This is a genomic window from Fontibacillus forbon, assembly GCF_046559655.1.
GTDB lineage: Bacteria > Bacillota > Bacilli > Paenibacillales > Paenibacillaceae > Fontibacillus.
Window position 1 is genome coordinate 1 of sequence record NZ_JBKGFV010000001.1, and the last position, 17075, is coordinate 17075.

At 50.2% G+C, this 17075-nt stretch carries 14 protein-coding genes; 13 read left to right on the forward strand and 1 reads right to left on the reverse strand.

The window, feature by feature from the left end:
* Positions 1-385 precede the first annotated feature (385 nt).
* From ACLB09_RS00005 to ACLB09_RS00060, 12 genes are all read left to right on the forward strand, one after another.
* Positions 386-1549, forward strand: a complete 1164-nt coding sequence (locus ACLB09_RS00005; protein ID WP_410767692.1) for an iron-containing alcohol dehydrogenase — start codon at positions 386-388, stop codon at positions 1547-1549.
* Positions 1550-1689: 140 nt separating this feature from the next.
* Positions 1690-2232, forward strand: coding sequence for a protease (locus ACLB09_RS00010; protein ID WP_410767693.1), 543 nt, complete (start codon positions 1690-1692; stop codon positions 2230-2232).
* A gap of 12 nt (positions 2233-2244) precedes the next feature.
* Complete coding sequence (locus tag ACLB09_RS00015; protein ID WP_410768962.1) at positions 2245-3783, forward strand: flotillin family protein; 1539 nt, start codon at positions 2245-2247, stop codon at positions 3781-3783.
* 179 nt (positions 3784-3962) lie between these two features.
* The gene (glcT, locus tag ACLB09_RS00020) at positions 3963-4808 is read left to right on the forward strand and encodes a glucose PTS transporter transcription antiterminator GlcT (protein ID WP_410767694.1); all 846 of its coding nucleotides are present in this window, start codon (positions 3963-3965) and stop codon (positions 4806-4808) included.
* Positions 4809-5035: 227 nt separating this feature from the next.
* Positions 5036-7111 (forward strand): glucose-specific PTS transporter subunit IIBC, encoded by a 2076-nt coding sequence (gene ptsG / locus ACLB09_RS00025; RefSeq protein WP_410767695.1) that lies wholly within the window; start codon positions 5036-5038, stop codon positions 7109-7111.
* A gap of 93 nt (positions 7112-7204) precedes the next feature.
* Positions 7205-7480 (forward strand): HPr family phosphocarrier protein, encoded by a 276-nt coding sequence (locus ACLB09_RS00030; RefSeq protein ID WP_410767696.1) that lies wholly within the window; start codon positions 7205-7207, stop codon positions 7478-7480.
* Positions 7473-9185, forward strand: a complete 1713-nt coding sequence (gene ptsP, locus ACLB09_RS00035; protein ID WP_410767697.1) for a phosphoenolpyruvate--protein phosphotransferase — start codon at positions 7473-7475, stop codon at positions 9183-9185. The genes ACLB09_RS00030 and ptsP overlap by 8 nt, the downstream gene beginning before the upstream one ends.
* A gap of 562 nt (positions 9186-9747) precedes the next feature.
* A complete protein-coding gene (locus ACLB09_RS00040; RefSeq protein WP_410767698.1) occupies positions 9748-10407 on the forward strand; it encodes a 50S ribosomal protein L25 in 660 nt (219 codons plus the stop codon).
* A gap of 172 nt (positions 10408-10579) precedes the next feature.
* A complete protein-coding gene (locus ACLB09_RS00045; RefSeq protein ID WP_410767699.1) occupies positions 10580-11296 on the forward strand; it encodes a DsbA family protein in 717 nt (238 codons plus the stop codon).
* A 21-nt stretch (positions 11297-11317) separates the two neighbouring features.
* Positions 11318-11758, forward strand: a complete 441-nt coding sequence (locus ACLB09_RS00050; protein ID WP_410767700.1) for a disulfide oxidoreductase — start codon at positions 11318-11320, stop codon at positions 11756-11758.
* Positions 11759-11961: 203 nt separating this feature from the next.
* Positions 11962-12462 (forward strand): hypothetical protein, encoded by a 501-nt coding sequence (locus ACLB09_RS00055; protein WP_410767701.1) that lies wholly within the window; start codon positions 11962-11964, stop codon positions 12460-12462.
* Between the two features lie 147 nt (positions 12463-12609).
* Positions 12610-13188 (forward strand): spore coat protein, encoded by a 579-nt coding sequence (locus ACLB09_RS00060; RefSeq protein WP_410767702.1) that lies wholly within the window; start codon positions 12610-12612, stop codon positions 13186-13188.
* A 64-nt stretch (positions 13189-13252) separates the two neighbouring features.
* Here the strand turns inward: ACLB09_RS00060 and ACLB09_RS00065 are convergent, their stop codons facing one another.
* The gene (locus tag ACLB09_RS00065; RefSeq protein ID WP_410767703.1) at positions 13253-14128 is read right to left on the reverse strand and encodes a helix-turn-helix domain-containing protein; all 876 of its coding nucleotides are present in this window, start codon (positions 14126-14128) and stop codon (positions 13253-13255) included.
* 131 nt (positions 14129-14259) lie between these two features.
* Here ACLB09_RS00065 and ACLB09_RS00070 point away from each other — a divergent pair, with 131 nt between their 5' ends.
* The gene (locus ACLB09_RS00070) at positions 14260-16242 is read left to right on the forward strand and encodes a glycoside hydrolase family 127 protein (protein WP_410767704.1); all 1983 of its coding nucleotides are present in this window, start codon (positions 14260-14262) and stop codon (positions 16240-16242) included.
* Positions 16243-17075: the final 833 nt, after the last annotated feature.

Sequence of the window (17075 nt, forward strand, 5' to 3'; positions counted from 1 at the left end):
TCAATCGTTTTTCGTCTAAATTCTTCAGTGTAATGTTTCCGTTTTTGTCCCATGTCACACCTCAACATTATTTCTTTTAGTTTAGCAGGTTCCATTAGAGGTGTGTCCACTTAATAGTCTAAGTCCAGAGCATCCCGAAGCATGGATGGAACTGATCGGCTAAAATTAGCTGAGGCCGGCTAAGGTCCAAAGATCAGCTAAGATCAGCTAAGGTTAGCTAGTGTCAGCGAAGATCGGTTAAGATCGGCTACTAGTCTCGACCAGCCCATGAATTTCCGGAAGCGGGTTGACGCAGGCTGCCAGGCGTTTGTTTTCGAGACTTGAATGGAAGTATAATCAAAGGTGGAATGTTCAACTTACTTATATAATCAGGAGGGAACGAAGCATGGATCGTTTTCAATTCCATAACCCAACCAAGCTGATTTTCGGCAAGGATCAGTTGAAGGCTTTGAAACAGGAGGTTCCCCGTTACGGCAGTAAAGTACTGCTCGTTTATGGCGGAGGAAGTATCAAGCGGAGTGGTCTTTATGATAAAGTGACGGCCATCTTGAAGGAACTCGGAGCCGATGTGACCGAATTGGCCGGAGTGGAACCGAACCCGCGGCTATCGACCGTGCATCGCGGCGTGGATTTGTGCAAAGCTAAAGGGATCGAGCTAGTACTGGCGGTCGGCGGCGGCAGCGTGCTTGACTGCGCGAAAGCGATCGCGGTCGGCGCTAAATATGACGGCGATATGTGGGATTTCGCCGAGCGGAAAGCCGCGCCGAGGGACGCGCTTCCCTTGGGTACGGTGCTGACGATGGCGGCAACCGGATCGGAAATGAACGGAAACTCGGTCATTTCCAACGAAGAAACGAAGGAGAAGCTGGGCTGGGGCAGCAAGTTGGCGTATCCCGCGTTCTCGATCCTCGAACCGGAGAATACGGCAACTCTGCCGAAGGATCAAACCGTATATGGCATGGTAGACATTATGTCGCATGTATTCGAACACTATTTTCACAAAGAAACCAATACGCTTGTTCAGGACGGATTCTGTGAAACCGTGCTCCGTACCGTGATCGAAACGGCACCTAAATTGATTGCAGACCTGGAGAACAACGAATACCGCGAAACGATTCTCTATTGCGGCACTATGGCTCTCAACGGGGTTTTGAATATGGGGTTGTCCGGCGATTGGGCTACGCATAATATTGAACATGCCGTATCGGCAGTATACGATATACCCCATGGCGGCGGGCTTGCCATCCTGTTCCCGAATTGGATGAAGCATGTGATGCACCATGACATCGCCCGGTTTAAAAGGTTGGCTATCAACGTATTCGACGTCAATCCGGAAGGCAAGAGCGATACCGAAGTAGCCGAGGAAGGCATTGAAGCGCTGCGGAGTTTCTGGAATTCAATCGGAGCGCCAAGCCGGTTGGCCGATTATGAGATCGATGAGAGCAATCTGGAGCTTATGGCCGATAAAGCGGTCCGCTTCGGCTCCTTCGGAAATTTTGCGTTGCTTGATAAGCAAGATGTTTTAAATATCTACAGAAATTCCTTATAATACAGGGGTTCGCCAAGGCTCTCTTCCGAAAGGAAGAGAGCTTTTTCATGCGTAAGCAGGGAAATTATTGAAACAATGGAGAAGTATTTACGTAACAAATAACATATAGTGAAAGATTGAACCTGAAAGGGGGGAACGGTTTGGAGATTTTATTCTGGAGTTGTTTTATCGGCGGGGCGTTGTTCGCATTTATCAGCGCGATTCTCGGAGATCTGCTGGGAAGCTGGCTCGAAGGCATATTCGATGCCATTTCGGCGGACTTTTTAAAACCGGTTGTCACAGCTTCGGCTATCACGACATTTGGCGGAGCCGGAGTCTTGTTAATTCGTTACACAGGCCTCAATAATACCGCGGTTATGATTTTGGCGATTCTGATCGCACTCATTTTTTCCGTGATTATCTATTTCGCCTACGTGAAGCCGATGGAGAACAGCGAGAATTCAATCGGGTATTCCCATGCCGAACTTCCCGGGAAGCTCGGTGAAGTGACCGTACCGATTCCCTCAAAAGGCTTTGGGGAGGTTATGGTCAAATTCGTTGCCGGCAATACGCTGCATACGGCAGCAAGCTGGGACAGAAGGAACATTCCCGCGGGAGCCTTGGTTGTGATCGTCGATTCCAAAGACGGTGTCGTTCATGTATCCGAGCTATATGAAACAGAACAACAAAAGGAGATGATGTGATTGTTCGAAGCAATACCTGATTTCTTGTTGATTCCCGTTGTCGTGATTGCCGTCATTATCGTGCTTGGGTTGGCTTTCTGGGCGCGTTACAAAACGGTTAGCCCGGATGAAGCGATGATCGTGACGGGATCATTTCTCGGGAACAAAAATATTTCCGAGGATGACTCCGGCCGCAAGATCAAAATCGTCCGCGGGGGAGGCGCATTTATTTGGCCTATTTTTCAAAAAGCGGAATTCATGTCCCTGCTATCGCACAAGCTGGATGTTATGACACCGGAAGTGTATACGGAACAAGGGGTTCCCGTATCGGCAGACGGGGTTGCGATCATCAAGGTAGGGAGTTCGGTGGAGGATGTGGCGACGGCGGCGGAACAGTTCATGGGCAAGCCGATCGAGTCGCTTAAGGGCGAAGCGCAGGAAGTGCTGGAAGGACATCTGCGTTCCATACTCGGCTCCATGACGGTAGAAGAAGTGTACCGGAACCGAGATAAATTTGCCCAGGAAGTTCAAGGCGTTGCGGCACGGGATCTGAAAAAAATGGGTCTTCAAATCGTTTCGTTCACGATCAAGGACGTACGCGACAAGCATGGATACCTGGAAGCGCTTGGTAAGCCGCGGATCGCGGCGGTCAAGCGGGATGCGGAGATTGCCGAGGCGGAAGCGCTGCGGGACGCCCGAATTCAGAAAGCGCTTGCCGAGGAATCCGGACAAAAAGCGGAATTGGTGCGGGATACGAATATTGCGGAAGCTTCCAAGGAGAAAGAGTTGAAGGTCGCTTCGTTTAAGAAGGAGCAGGATACCGCAAAAGCCGAAGCGGACCAGGCTTATCATATTCAGGAGGCCCGGGCCAAACAGACGATGGTCGAGGAGCAAATGAAAGTTGAACTTGTCCGCAAAGAGCGTGAGATTGATTTGCAGGATAAAGAAATTATGGTCCGGCAGAAACAATATGACGCGGAAGTGAAGAAAAAAGCCGACGCGGACCGTTATGCCGTGGAGCAAGCGGCGGAAGCGGATAAAGCCCGCAAGATGCGCGAAGCGGATGCGCTGCAGTACTCCATAGAAACGCAGGCAAAAGCTTCAGCCGAACAAAAGCGGCTGGAGGGCCTCGCTATCGCGGACGCGGAACGGGCCAAAGGAACCGCGGATGCGGAAATCATCCGATTGCGGGGTCTGGCTGAAGCGGAGGCGAAAGAAAAGCTTGCCGAGGCGTTCCAGAAATTCGGCGAGGCAGCCATTCTCGATATTGTTGTTAAAATGCTGCCTGAGCTGGCCGGTAAAATCGCGGCTCCGATCTCGACGATCGATAAGCTGACGGTTGTTGATACCGGGAAAGGCGAAGGGGCCGCACGAGTCAGCAACTATGTCACCGAGCTGATGGCGACGGCGCCGGAAATGTTGAAGAACGTATCCGGCATCGATTTGGATCAGCTTATCCAAGGACTGACCAAAGGCAAGATAACGCAGCCAGCCGCAGCGCCAACACCGGCAGCGCCGGCAGCCAAAACTTCCGTGCTGCTCGAAAGCGCCGCATCCCAGGAAACCCCATAAATCGGCAACAAAATATCGTTATACTGAAGCATTCCTCAAGGCTGAGGGATGCTTTTGTATTATCCGAGGATGCTTTTGTATTATTTATTGCAAAGGCTGGCAAGGATAAGTGACGTCGATTATAATAGGCATTAAGCGTTCCGGAGAATAGAATAATGCATTTAAAATGAGGTGCAATTGTGAATAGCCTTCAAGTGGCCAAAGTGTTGAATAACAACGTCATCATTGCCCATCATCCCGAACACGGCGAAGTTGTCGTTATCGGAAAAGGCATTGGTTTTAACCGGAAGACTGGCGATTCTATTCCTCTCGAATCGGTAGAAAAAATGTTCATTCTGACGAACCAGCATGAACAAGAGCAGTACAAACAGCTTGTTCCGCAGGTTGATGAGCAATTGATTGAGATTATTGGTGAGATCATTATGTATATCACGAAAAAGACACAGGCTAAACTAAACGAGCATATACATATCGCTCTCACGGATCACCTCGCTTTTGCCATCAAAAGGGCTGAGCAGGATCTCGCTTTTCATAATCCGTTTCTGTATGAAACAAAGGAAATTTATCCCGAGGAATATGAATTGGCGGAGTATGCAATCGGTTTGATTCACAGGAAGTTAGGAGTCGATCTGGGGGAGGATGAAATCGGGTTCGTGGCCTTGCACATCAATAGCGCGTTAACAAACCGGCATATCAGTGAAGTTCGGGGACATACCCAACTGATTGCAGAGCTGGTCGCCCTAGTGGAAAACGAACTGAAATTTACGATTTTGCGAAACTCCTTGGATTATTCCCGGCTCTTGACGCATTTGCGGTTTGCGATTGAACGTATTCGCCGCGGCGAGCAGGTCGGTGAAGTGGAGAAACTCGATAACCTCTTAAGACAGGAATATCCCGTGCTTTATTCTCTTGCGGGAAAGTTAACGGCGCTTATGGAACAGCGTTTGAACAAGCCCGTCTATCCCGCGGAAGTCAGTTACTTGACCATGCATTTACACCGTGTGGCTCCTCCTCAACTTCAATGACTTAACTTGCGCTTGCTAAGCAGGTTTGTTATAATCTTTGCGATAAACAACAACATATCACAATGTGTGACTGATTCGATCAGGCATGAGTTGATAAAAGGTTTTTGATTGTATCGCCGATTTGCGGGGTATTATAACCGTAAATAAGGATATGCGATTAGAAAACTTTATTGATTCATGTCTTTTTTGTTGTTTAGTACATCAAAGATTGGCGTAGGAGGATGTATATGTTTAAGAGGTTATTCGGCGTTTTACAAAGAGTCGGGAAGGCGCTTATGCTTCCGGTTGCTCTGCTGCCGGCTGCCGGCCTGCTTCTTGGGATCGGCAATATGCTGGTTAGTCCGGAGTTCCTGGATCTCGTGCCGGCTCTGGATAACCATACTGTACACGCCATTGCTACTGTGATGATGAACGCGGGGCAAATCGTATTTACGAACCTTGCGTTGCTGTTCGCGGTTGGCGTAGCGGTAGGCTTGGCTGGGGGTGAAGGCGTGGCCGGGCTGGCTGCGATCATCGGTTACCTCGTTATGAATGTGACGATGGGTTCGGTGATCGGTGTCGTACCGTCGATGATCGGAACCGATCCCGCCTATGCGAACGTGCTGGGGATTCCAACGCTCGCTACCGGTGTGTTCGGGGGGATTATAGTCGGGATTTTGGCGGCAAGCATGTACAACCGTTTCTTCAAAATCGAACTGCCTTCCTATCTTGGTTTTTTTGCGGGGAAACGGTTTGTACCGATTATGACGGCCGCGACATCCGTCATATTGGGCTTGATCATGGTTGTCATTTGGCCGCCGATTCAGTCCGGACTGAATTCCGTGTCGCATTTTATGCTGGAGCAGAACCGGACGCTATCCTCGTTCATTTTCGGGATCGTGGAACGCGCCCTGATTCCATTTGGACTGCATCATATTTTCTATTCCCCGTTTTGGTTTGAATTTGGGGAATACGTAAACCATGCGGGACAGCTTGTCCGAGGCGACCAGCAGATTTTCATGGCACAATTGCGCGATGGCGAACCATTTACGGCGGGTACGTTCATGACCGGGAAATTCCCGTTCATGATGTTCGGCTTACCGGCCGCTGCGCTTGCCATTTATCATGAAGCAAGACCCGAGCACAAAAAGTATGTAGCGGGTATCATGGGTTCCGCGGCCCTGACATCGTTTTTGACAGGGATCACCGAACCGCTGGAATTCTCGTTCCTGTTCGTGGCGCCAATACTTTTTGCAGTGCATTGTGTGTTTGCAGGACTGTCATTTATGACCATGCACATCCTCGGCGTGAAAATCGGAATGACTTTTTCCGGCGGATTGATCGACTATCTGATCTTTGGGGTTATACCGGGACGCACCCCTTGGTGGTATGTGATCATCGTCGGATTGATTCTCGCCGTGATCTACTATTTCGGTTTCAGGTTCGTTATCCGCAAATTCAATTTGAGGACGCCGGGTCGCGAAGACGCCGCGGCAACAGAGGAAAACGGCACGAATCAAGGAAAAGCAGTTAGGCAGGATGAACTTCCGCACAATATTCTATCCGCGTTGGGCGGAGGAACGAATATTGCCCATTTGGACGCCTGCATTACCCGTTTGCGGGTTGAGGTCAAGGACAAAGGAAACGTTGATAAGGATCGGCTAAAAAAACTCGGAGCTTCCGGCGTTTTGGAAGTCGGCAATAACATTCAGGCTATTTTCGGTACAAGATCGGATACCATCAAATCGCAGATTGCGGATATTATGAGCGGCAAAACGCCGGCGCTCTCGACGAAGCCTGATGCTCCGGCAGCGGAACAAAAACCGGCGGTAGTGGAACAGCAGGCAGCCCAGGACGGCGATGCGGTCATCCAGGAGGATATCGTAATGCCAGTGAACGGCGAACTGATGGACATCACGAAAGTACCCGATCCGGTATTTTCCGAAAAGATGACCGGTGATGGTTTCGCGGTTCTTCCGCATGACGGCACGATCTGTTCTCCGGTTTACGGTAAAGTGTTCAATGTGTTCCCGAGCAAGCATGCCGTGGGAATCATGTCCGACGGAGGCAAGGAAGTGCTCGTGCATATCGGGGTAAACACGGTTAAGCTGAAGGGGCAAGGTTTTAATGTTCTTGTGAATGAGGGAGACCTTGTTTCCGCGGGACAGCCGATTATGGAAGTGGACCTCGAATATGTGAAAGAGCATGCCCCTTCGATTATATCGCCGATCATCTTCTCCAATCTGCCGGAAGGCTCGGAGGTAACTCTGAAGAAATCCGGTACTTTGAAAAAGGGCGAAGAGAATATCATAACGATCCGCTAAGGCTACCTTGGCGCAGGCAGAAATTGGATTTGGTGGTTACGATCCCTTAAAATAAAGGGAGAACTTTTAATAAGAAAGCGAGATGCATACACAATGGAAAAAAACTTCAGAATTACAGACGAAGACGGTATTCACGCACGCCCGGCAACGGCCTTGGTTAACACTGCCAATAAATTTAAAGAGGCAGAAGCTTTTGCAGAAGCCAACGGCAAAAAAGTAACACTGAAATCGATTTTGGGTGTTCTTTCTCTCGGTTTGGAAAAGGGGGATTCGATCACTTTATCGGTAGAAGGTGAAAATGCCGCTGAAGCCCTTCAAGCGCTCACGGATGTGATGATTAACGAAGGGTTAGGCGAAGTGAATGCTTAAGATAGACGGCATTGCCGCATCGGCCGGGGTAGCCATTGCTGCTGCTTTCAAATTGGAGCATCCCGATTACACGGTGAAACGTCAAAAGGGAGATGATCCGGCTGCAGAGCTTGCCCGTTTAGAGGAAGCCCTGGCTACATCCCAGCAGGAGCTTGAGGCGATTAAAGAGCGCACGCTTCAGGAACTGGGCGAGAAAAAAGCGGAAATTTTCGAATCGCATCTGTTGATTTTAAATGATCCGGAGCTCTTGACTCCGGTTCGCGATAAAATTACGGCGGAGAAAGTAAGCGCCGAATATGCGCTGGATGAAACATCCAAGCAATTTATCAGTATGTTTGAGAATATGAAAAGCGCGTACCTTCGCGAACGTGCGGCGGATATGCGCGACGTCACCAAACGGGTGCTGACGCATCTGCTCGGACTCTCCTATGTGAATCCCGCAGAAATCAGCGAAGAAGTGATCGTCATTGCCGAAGATTTGACGCCTTCGGATACGGCTCAGCTCAACCGGAAATACGTGAAGGGATTTACGACGAATATCGGAGGCAGAACTTCGCATTCGGCCATCATGGCGCGATCCCTTGAAATTCCGGCTGTCGTGGGAACGAAAGACGTGTTGGCCCAAGTCAATACGGGCGACGTGATTATCGTCGACGGTCTGGACGGAGTCGTGATTGTCAATCCGGCCCCCGAGGTACTTGAAGAGTATAAGACCAAGCGCGACAACCATCTTCGCCAAATCGAAGAATGGAAAAAGCTGCGCGAGATCCCGACCGTTTCGAAGGACGGTGTACATGTCGAACTCGCGGCGAATATCGGGACTCCGAACGATGTTACGGGCGTATTGGAGAATGGCGGCGAGGGCGTCGGTCTGTACCGCACCGAGTTCCTTTACATGGGCCGGAGCGAGCTGCCTTCGGAGGAAGTCCAGTTTAACGCGTATAAAACGGTACTGGAAAAAATGGAAGGCAAGCCGGTCGTCGTCAGAACTTTGGATATCGGCGGGGACAAGGAGCTTCCTTATCTCGATCTTCCGAAGGAAATGAATCCGTTCCTCGGGTTCCGTGCCGTTCGGCTTTGCCTGGAGCGGACAGATATATTCCGCACCCAGCTGCGCGCCCTGCTGCGGGCGAGCACGTACGGGAACCTGCGGATCATGTTCCCGATGATCGCCACGCTGGATGAATTCCGGCAGGCCAAGGCACTTCTGCTGGAAGAGAAGGAAAAGCTGGTTTCGGAAGGCATTGCCGTATCCGACTCCATTCAGCTCGGCATTATGGTCGAGATTCCTTCGACCGCCGTGCTGGCGGATCAGTTCGCCAAAGAGGTCGATTTCTTCAGTATCGGGACGAACGATCTCATTCAATATACGATGGCGGCCGACCGGATGAACGAGCGCGTATCTTACTTGTATCAACCTTACAACCCGGCAATTTTGCGCCTGGTAAAAATGGTCATCGACGCCGCCCACAAGGAAGGCCGTTGGGCCGGCATGTGCGGGGAGATGGCGGGAGACGCCACGGCGATTCCGCTGCTGCTCGGACTGGGGCTGGATGAATTCAGCATGAGCGCAACCTCGATCCTTCCGGCCCGTTCGCAAATCTCCATGCTGTCCAAAGCGGAGATGAAGGACCTGGCGGACCAGGCCTTGCAAAAGCAGACGGCGCAAGAAGTCGTACAGCTTGTCCGGGGGATCGGACAATAAGCCGGTTTACGGGGGACCGTTCTTGTTTTTCGGTCTGCAACCATTTTTGAACTGCTTCTTTTCCAACATTTTGGGTTTCATCTTTTTAGCCGGTGCCTTTTGGTACCGGTTTTTTATTTGCCGGGTGTTAATGCTGTCTGCTGTTAATGGAATCTGCTATCTATGCAGTCTGCTGTCTACGCAATCTGCTCCATGGCTCATGAACCTGCGGCTTCATTTTTCTAACGGACATGAGAGACGTTAACCCTCCCGAAAATGGGGGAGGAAAATTCTAACGGACACCAGAGCGCTTATTCGGGCGAATTTTCAACGAAATGAGCCTATTTCAGGCGAATAAGGTCTCCCGTGTCCGTTAGATTGCCAAGGGGGCTAAAAACGGCTAGTTAAGGTCTCCCGTGTCCGTTAGAGTTTCAACGCACTTCAACATTCATCATTATTGAGCACCAGTATCACATTTCGTCCGCCATAGGCTACGTCCTCTTTTTATGTCAGTCGCCGTTAAGGAACAGCCTGAATTGGGTAAGATAGTTATATGGCATAAATATCAGGAGGTAGATGCATTATGGCAACGAACCACCATACCCAACAATTGGATGCTTCACGGAGAGATAATCTTACCCGGGCGTCGCTGCGGCAACTGAGACAAGGCGGACGGATTCCGGCGGTCATATATGGGGCGCAGACGGAAAGCCTGCCGATTCACGTTGATGCTAAAGAATTGGCAAAAGTATCGCGGACGGGACGGTCCGAGTTTTTTGATCTGAAGATCGAAGGTGGGGAGACCTTCCCGGCTTTGATTAAAGATATTCAGCAACGGAGCGGTGTCGTCGTGCATGTGGATTTCCAGAAGGTATCCAAAAACAAGCCGATTCGCGTCAAAGTGCCGCTGCATTTGAACGGAACCGCCAAAGGGACGAAGGCGGGAGGCGTACTGCAGGTTCAGGCTACGGAACTTGAAGTGGAAGGATTGCCGGACAATTTGCCGGCCGGCATCGAGGTCGACGTGACGGAGCTCGGCACGGGCGACAAGTTGACGGCGGCGGACGTAACTCTTCCGCAAGGCGTTACGCTCGTTGGCGCGGAAGAGGAATTACTGGCCTCGATCGTGCTGCCGCGGGTGGTTGATGAGGAAGTCGATACCGGCACAGGGGCTGAGTCGGAGGAAACGGCCGGCGAGTCGGATGCGGGAGACACGGGTACGGCGGACGGAAACGACGCATAATACAGAAATGGAAAAGATGGCCGAAAAGGCCGTCTTTTTTTATTTTTTTAAGACAGTGTAAATATGGATTTCCTGTCTTTTCCTCTCAACTTGACGAAATATGATTTTGTAACTAGAATGGTTGCAGGATCAAACATTGGAATTATTCTAAATGAAGAAAGAAGGGGTTGTATTGCCACCGAAAAAGCAAGGAAACGCCTTGGCGCAGCGAAAAGCGGAAGCGGAAAAGAAGTTGCAACAACAGCGGAAAAGACGGCTGATCTGGTTCTCCACGGTGGGAGTTTTGCTCGTTCTCATCATTGTCGTATTATCATTGGATCCAAAGCCCGTCGTAAAGGCCGCATCTTTTGACTACGACAATCTGCCCGTGCTCGGCCAAAACGATGCACCGGTTAAAATCGTGGAATTCGGAGATTTCAAGTGTCCGGCTTGCAAAATAGCGAATGATACCATCAAACCTCAATTAGTCAGCGATTATATAGAGCAGGGAGACGTCGCTTTTCATTTCATGAACCTGCCGTTTATCGGACCGGATTCGACGACGGCGGCGCTGGCGGTGCAATCCGTTTATCACCAGAACAAAGAGGCATACTGGACTTATTTTGATGCTATTTATGAGAATCAAGGCGAGGAAAAGACCCAATGGGCTACGGTTGATTTTTTGGTCGGATTGGCGAAAGAAATCAATCTCCCGGTCGATTATGACTTGCTTCAGAAAGACATCGAAAATAAAACGTATCAAAACGAAGTGGACGAGCAGTACGGCAAAGCCGACAAACTCAACATCGACAGCACACCTACCTTCTTTATTAACGGCGTAGAGTTTACAGGGAACCTTGGAAACTACGATGAGCTCAAACAAGCCATCGATGAGGCGTTAAATAAGTAATTTAGTAGGAGGATTGGGCGGATGCGATCATTTTTTAGGAATTACGGCATTTATCTCGCCTGGCTGGTCTCGCTTATAGCTACTGCGGGCAGCCTGTATTTAAGCGAAGTACTGCATTATGAACCGTGCAGATTATGTTGGTTTCAGCGGATTTTCATGTACCCTCAAGTCATTATTCTGGGGATCGCCGCTTACCGCAATGACCGTTCGGCAGCCATCTATGCCATTCCTCTCAGTGTGATCGGCGGTTGCATTTCCTTATACCACTATGCCGAGCAAAAAATTCCGGCCATGTCCAAGCTGCTTCCGTGCAAAGTGGGGATTCCGTGCAATTTTGATTATTTGAACTGGTGGGGCTTCATTACCATTCCGTTTATGGCGCTGATCGCATTCCTGTTGATCATTTTGTTTATGTCCGCGGCGCGCAAGGAATCGGAAGATACCACAGAGGTAACCGAATAGAAGAATAGGAATCATATTGTTTTATGAAAAAGAGGGCCGCCTGACTAGCAGATTTATGCTAGCAGGCGGTTTTGTTTTAGGTTCTGTGCCAACGGTTAATCCATAGTAACGATGGATGCCGAGGCGCTTATTACGCGGCTACCATGACTAAACCTGTAACTTTTTCGGGTGGTCATTCGTTCCTTATTATGGAGGTGTTACTTATGACTAGACATAAAAAATTACTAACTTGTGCAGCAGTAGCAGTTCTGACACTGGCGCTTACCGCTTGCGGCGGAAACGCCGATAACGTTGGAAACAACGGTAACGCAGGAAATGCCGGAAATACTGAAAACACCGGAAATACCGGGAATGCCGGAAACGAAGGGAATGCCGGAGACGACGGAAACGCGTCAAATCCGTCCTCGCCAAACAACCAGAATGACACGGGTACGGGCAACACGGGAACGAATCAGCCAGATTCCGAAAATACCTCGAAAACCAAGCAAGGAACAGGAACCTGGGTGGGGCTCGAGGACAGTCATTCCGCCGAAATCATGATGAACGGGGTGCCGGAATCTTTTCAATTGAGTGAAAGTGTTCAAAAGACGGCAGACGGGCTCAACCCGGACGATTCCGTGAACTTCGAATATGAAGAGCAGGCCATAGAAGGCGAAGCATCGCTCAAACAGAAAACGATCACCAAGCTGGGCAAAACCGGCTGATGACGGTGATTATCGATAAGACGGGGATCTCGTGAATTCGGGATTCCCTTTTTTTTGCTTATGAAGGTAATCGGGATAAGAAATGCTGAGGATGGGAAAATAAGAGGGGGAAAATCCCGATTCTTTTATTTGAAAGGAAGGATAATTTTGATATTAGGTGCCCACGAAGCGCATGAATTAAGCGAACTGCTGATGAGCTGCACGAACTCCATCCAAAGTATGGCGCTATTTTTGAACCAGGCCCAGGATCCTGAATTGCGGGACATGATTTCCCGCCACTATGCCGTGCACATCCAGGATTACAATATGAAAGTGGAGTTTGCGTCAAAAATGCAGGGCTCCCAAGATCATTTGAATGTGCCAAAGCTCACCGTGAATCCGATGACGTCTGCAACAGCAAGTGTGCCTGCGGGTTATATTCCGATTCAGCCACAGGTCAAGCTGAACCAGCTTGACGATCGTGGCATCGCAACCTCTTACCTGCTTACCTTAAAGAGGGCGGGCCGGGAGTATGCATGGGCCACATTTGAGTGTTCGACGGTTCAATTAAGAGTATTTTTGGAGGATGCATTCCGGATGTGCTCCCATCAGTCTTTCGAAGTATGGAATTACATGGTTCGCAAAGGTTGGTACATGGTGGCTATGGCCCCGGATCAAACCTTGCAGGCTATGGGTCAAATGTATCAGGAAGTTCCGTTTCATCAGCCGATGAACGTTTACCGCTAAATAGCGCTTCGATTGCGAGCTGTTTCTTCCACCATCTTATGGCGGAAGAAGCAGCTTTTTAATTTTATTTCGAATATTGCTTGCGGAATTGCTGGGGGGAGCAGCCGTTTTTCAAGGTGAACCGGTTAGAGAAATAGGGAGCGTTTCTGAATCCGACTTCCTTGGCGATTTCCGAAACCGGCCATTCGGTTTTGAGCAGCAGCAGCTTGGCCTGTTCAAGGCGATGGTGGAGCAAATAATCATTAGGCGTCATTCCGTATACCTGCTTCATGCACCGGGTAATGTAGTTGTAATGAAAATGAAGCGCCTCCGAGAAACTTTGGCTCGTCAGCTCGGAGCGGTAGTTGTTCTTGATGTAGGCTTCCGCCTGCTCCGCCAAGGTAACGACCGGAGAAGCGTATTGTTCCAGTTGACGCAGGTCCATCATTCTAAGCAGTTCTTCGAAAGTTTGCTGCTGCAGCCAGTAGGCGCTGGATTGCCGCTCGGCGGAATACTGGAGCAACCGTTCCATCAACTGGTAGGTCTGGCCGGGATAGGGCAGGTTCCACATTTTCGGCAATTGGATGGAGTAGGGGGCCGTTCTGAAAATCCGGGAGTGCTCTTCCGCCGGAAGGGTAGCCGGGGTTTCGGATAAGGTCTCCTGCCAGGAGCAGATGGTATGAAAATGGAGCCAATAAAAAGTGCACTGGTCCTCGCAGGGTTTGACGGCGTAATGGTACCGGTCCGGCAGCAGCAGCAGCGATTGGCCGGCCTTCAGTTCCCACTGGCGTTGTTCCTCTCCAATGAACAAAGTGCCTCTTTCGATGAACAGCAAATCGAATATGCCGATGTTGTTGCGGTTTGGATGCTGGTCCCCGGCATTATAAACGGCATAGCCGCAATCCAGGAAATACGGTGCCGGCGGTGCAGGGATGTGGACGATTTCGGCGGCTTTGATCATATGATTTACCTCGTTTTTTTTGTGTGAAATTTTATAAATAATAGGTTGGTTATAATTATATTATTTATTATATACATAAGCTAGAATAAATCTTGTCAGTATGATATTTCAAAAAGGAGGACTCTTCTATTATGTGCGGAACGGGAACGAATAAAATGGTTCACTCTGCTAGAGTGCCTTTAAATCAAGTTCATATTCAGGATGAATTCTGGAATTATTACATTCAACTGGTACGCGATGTGGTAGTCCCTTATCAATGGGATGCGCTTAATGACCGGGTAGGCAGTGCGGAGCCGAGTGGAGCCGTTCGTAATTTTAAAATCGCGGCAGGCCTGGAGCAGGGCGATTTTTACGGCATGGTGTTTCAGGATAGCGATATTGCCAAATGGCTCGAGGCGGTGGCTTATCTTTTAGAGGTTCAGCGTGATCCTGCCTTGGAGGAAATTGCGGACGGTTTGATCGATATTATTGCGCTGGCGCAGCAGGATGACGGATATTTGAACACATATTTTACGTTAAAAGAACCGGGCCAAAGGTGGACCAATCTGGCGGAATGCCATGAACTTTATTGCGCGGGCCATATGATCGAAGCGGGAGTCGCTTATTTCCGGGCTACGGGAAAAAGAAAGCTGCTAGACGTCGTCAGCAGGTTCGCGGATTATATCGACTCCGTTTTCGGAACCGAGCCGGGGAAACTGGCGGGGTATGACGGTCATCAGGAGATCGAGCTAGCGCTGGTCAAGCTGTATCAGGTTACCGGAAATGAACGGTATTTGCGGCTCGGCCGTTATTTTGTGGATCAACGGGGGCAAAAGCCGAGTTTTTATCATATTCAGTTGGATGAACGCGGCGGGAAAACCCATTGGCCGTCAGGTAATGAGGCGGTCGATTTGGAATATAACCAGTCGCATCTGCCGGTGAGGGAGCAGGAGAAGGCGATCGGCCATGCGGTCCGCCTGCTTTATATGCTGACCGGGATGGCGGATGTAGCGGCCGAAACGGGGGATGAATCCTTGCTTGCCGCCTGCCGGAAGCTGTGGGATAACATCGTATCCCGGCAAATGTACATTACGGGCGGCGTAGGTTCCATGCCGCAGGGAGAAGCTTTCTCGTTCGATTACGATCTGCCGAACGATACGGTGTATGCGGAGACGTGCGCTTCGATCGGGCTGATCTTCTTTGCCCAGCGGATGCTGCGGATCGCGCCGGAGTCCCAATTTGCCGACGTGATGGAAAGAGCCTTGTACAACACGGTGGTTGGAGGCATGTCCCGCGACGGCAAACATTTCTTCTATGTAAATCCGCTGGAAGTGGATCCGAAGGCTTGCGGCGGAGCGAACCACAAGTACGACCATATCAAACCGGTGCGCCAGGAATGGTTCGGCTGCGCTTGCTGCCCGCCTAACGTGGCCCGCCTGTTGGCGTCCTTGGGCGAATACATTTACACGGTGCAAGGGAACACCTTGTACACGCATTTATATATCGGCGGAGAAGCGGCCCTTGAGGTTGCGGGAAACAAGGTTACGTTGAAGCAAACTTCAAACTATCCATGGGACGGCAAGATCAAGCTGGAGGTGATCCGGGCGGAAGCCGGGGAAACTTTTGGTTTGGCGGTGAGAATTCCGGGTTGGTGCAAAGAGGCATCGCTGACGGTAAACGGGGCGGCCTATCCGCTGAACGACCAGATTTTGATCAACGGATATGCCCGTATTGAGCGGGAATGGCAGCCCGGCGACGTTCTGGAGCTGCAAGTTGAGATGCCGGTCACGCGCATACACAGCCATCCGCTGGTCCGCGCCAATGCCGGGAAGGTTGCGCTGCAAAGGGGTCCGCTCGTTTACTGCCTGGAACAGGCGGATAACGGACAACATTTGCACGAGATCATGCTGCCGCGGGATGCGGAATTCAGGGTCGCAAAGGAAGCCGGCCTTCTCGGCGGTGTCGTAGCCATCGAGGCCGAAGCGCTTCGACTGCGGGACGAGGATTGGACCGGCGGGCTGTATAGTTCGGAGCCGGCGCCGGATATGAAGAACGACACCATCAAGTTCATCCCTTACTATGCCTGGGCGAATCGCGGAGAAGGCGAAATGAGCGTGTGGGTAAGAGAGCAGTAAACATTTGATTTGAACGGGAAAGACCGGTCCGGCGCTGTTTTTGGCAGCAGCGATAGGGCCGGTCTTTTTATGAGGATTAATAGGGAAAGTACCAGCGCTTTTAGGTAGGGGGCGAGTGCGTGCGAGAGATTTCGTCCTTGTGGAAAAACAACTGGAATTCCTACAGTTAATTTTCCGTTTGCGGCTGGTTTTGGGAAAATAGCTGGAAAACCTCCAGCTAATTTGAGTAGGTTGGCCAAATTCCGGCTTTAGCCCGGAAATTAGCTGGAACTTTTCCAGTTAATTGAGATGGGTTGGGCAAAATGTGAGAATTAACTGTAGGTTTTACAGTTAAATTTTCTGAGGGGGCCGGTGCGGAACTCGGCGGTGGGGTTGTAGCCTGTGGGGATGGACTTTTGGAGGTAGAGCTACAGATATGCGATGGTTTCGCCGAGTTGACGTATAGGTAAGTTACTTGAGGAAAATTAACTGGAATTCCTACAGTTAATTTTCCGCTTGGGGCCGGTTTTGGAAAAATAGCTGGAAAACCTCCAGCTAATTTGAGTAGGTCGGCCGAATTCCGGCTTTAGCCCGAAAATTAGCTGGAACTTTTCCAGTTAATTGAGATGGGTTGGGCTAAAAGTGAGAATTAACTGCATGTTTTCCAGTTAAATTTTTAAGGGGCTGGTGAGTGTCGCAGCAGTGGGGTAGTGGAGTAGACGGCTTGGCGGACTGCAGCAATGATACAATCGATTGACTTGGCTTCATATGATGGCTGGTTAGTCAATTGTTCGTTCACTCTTTATACAGGGTTCTTCTGCTGTTTTTGGACTGGTTCTCGTTTGGTGTCCCGT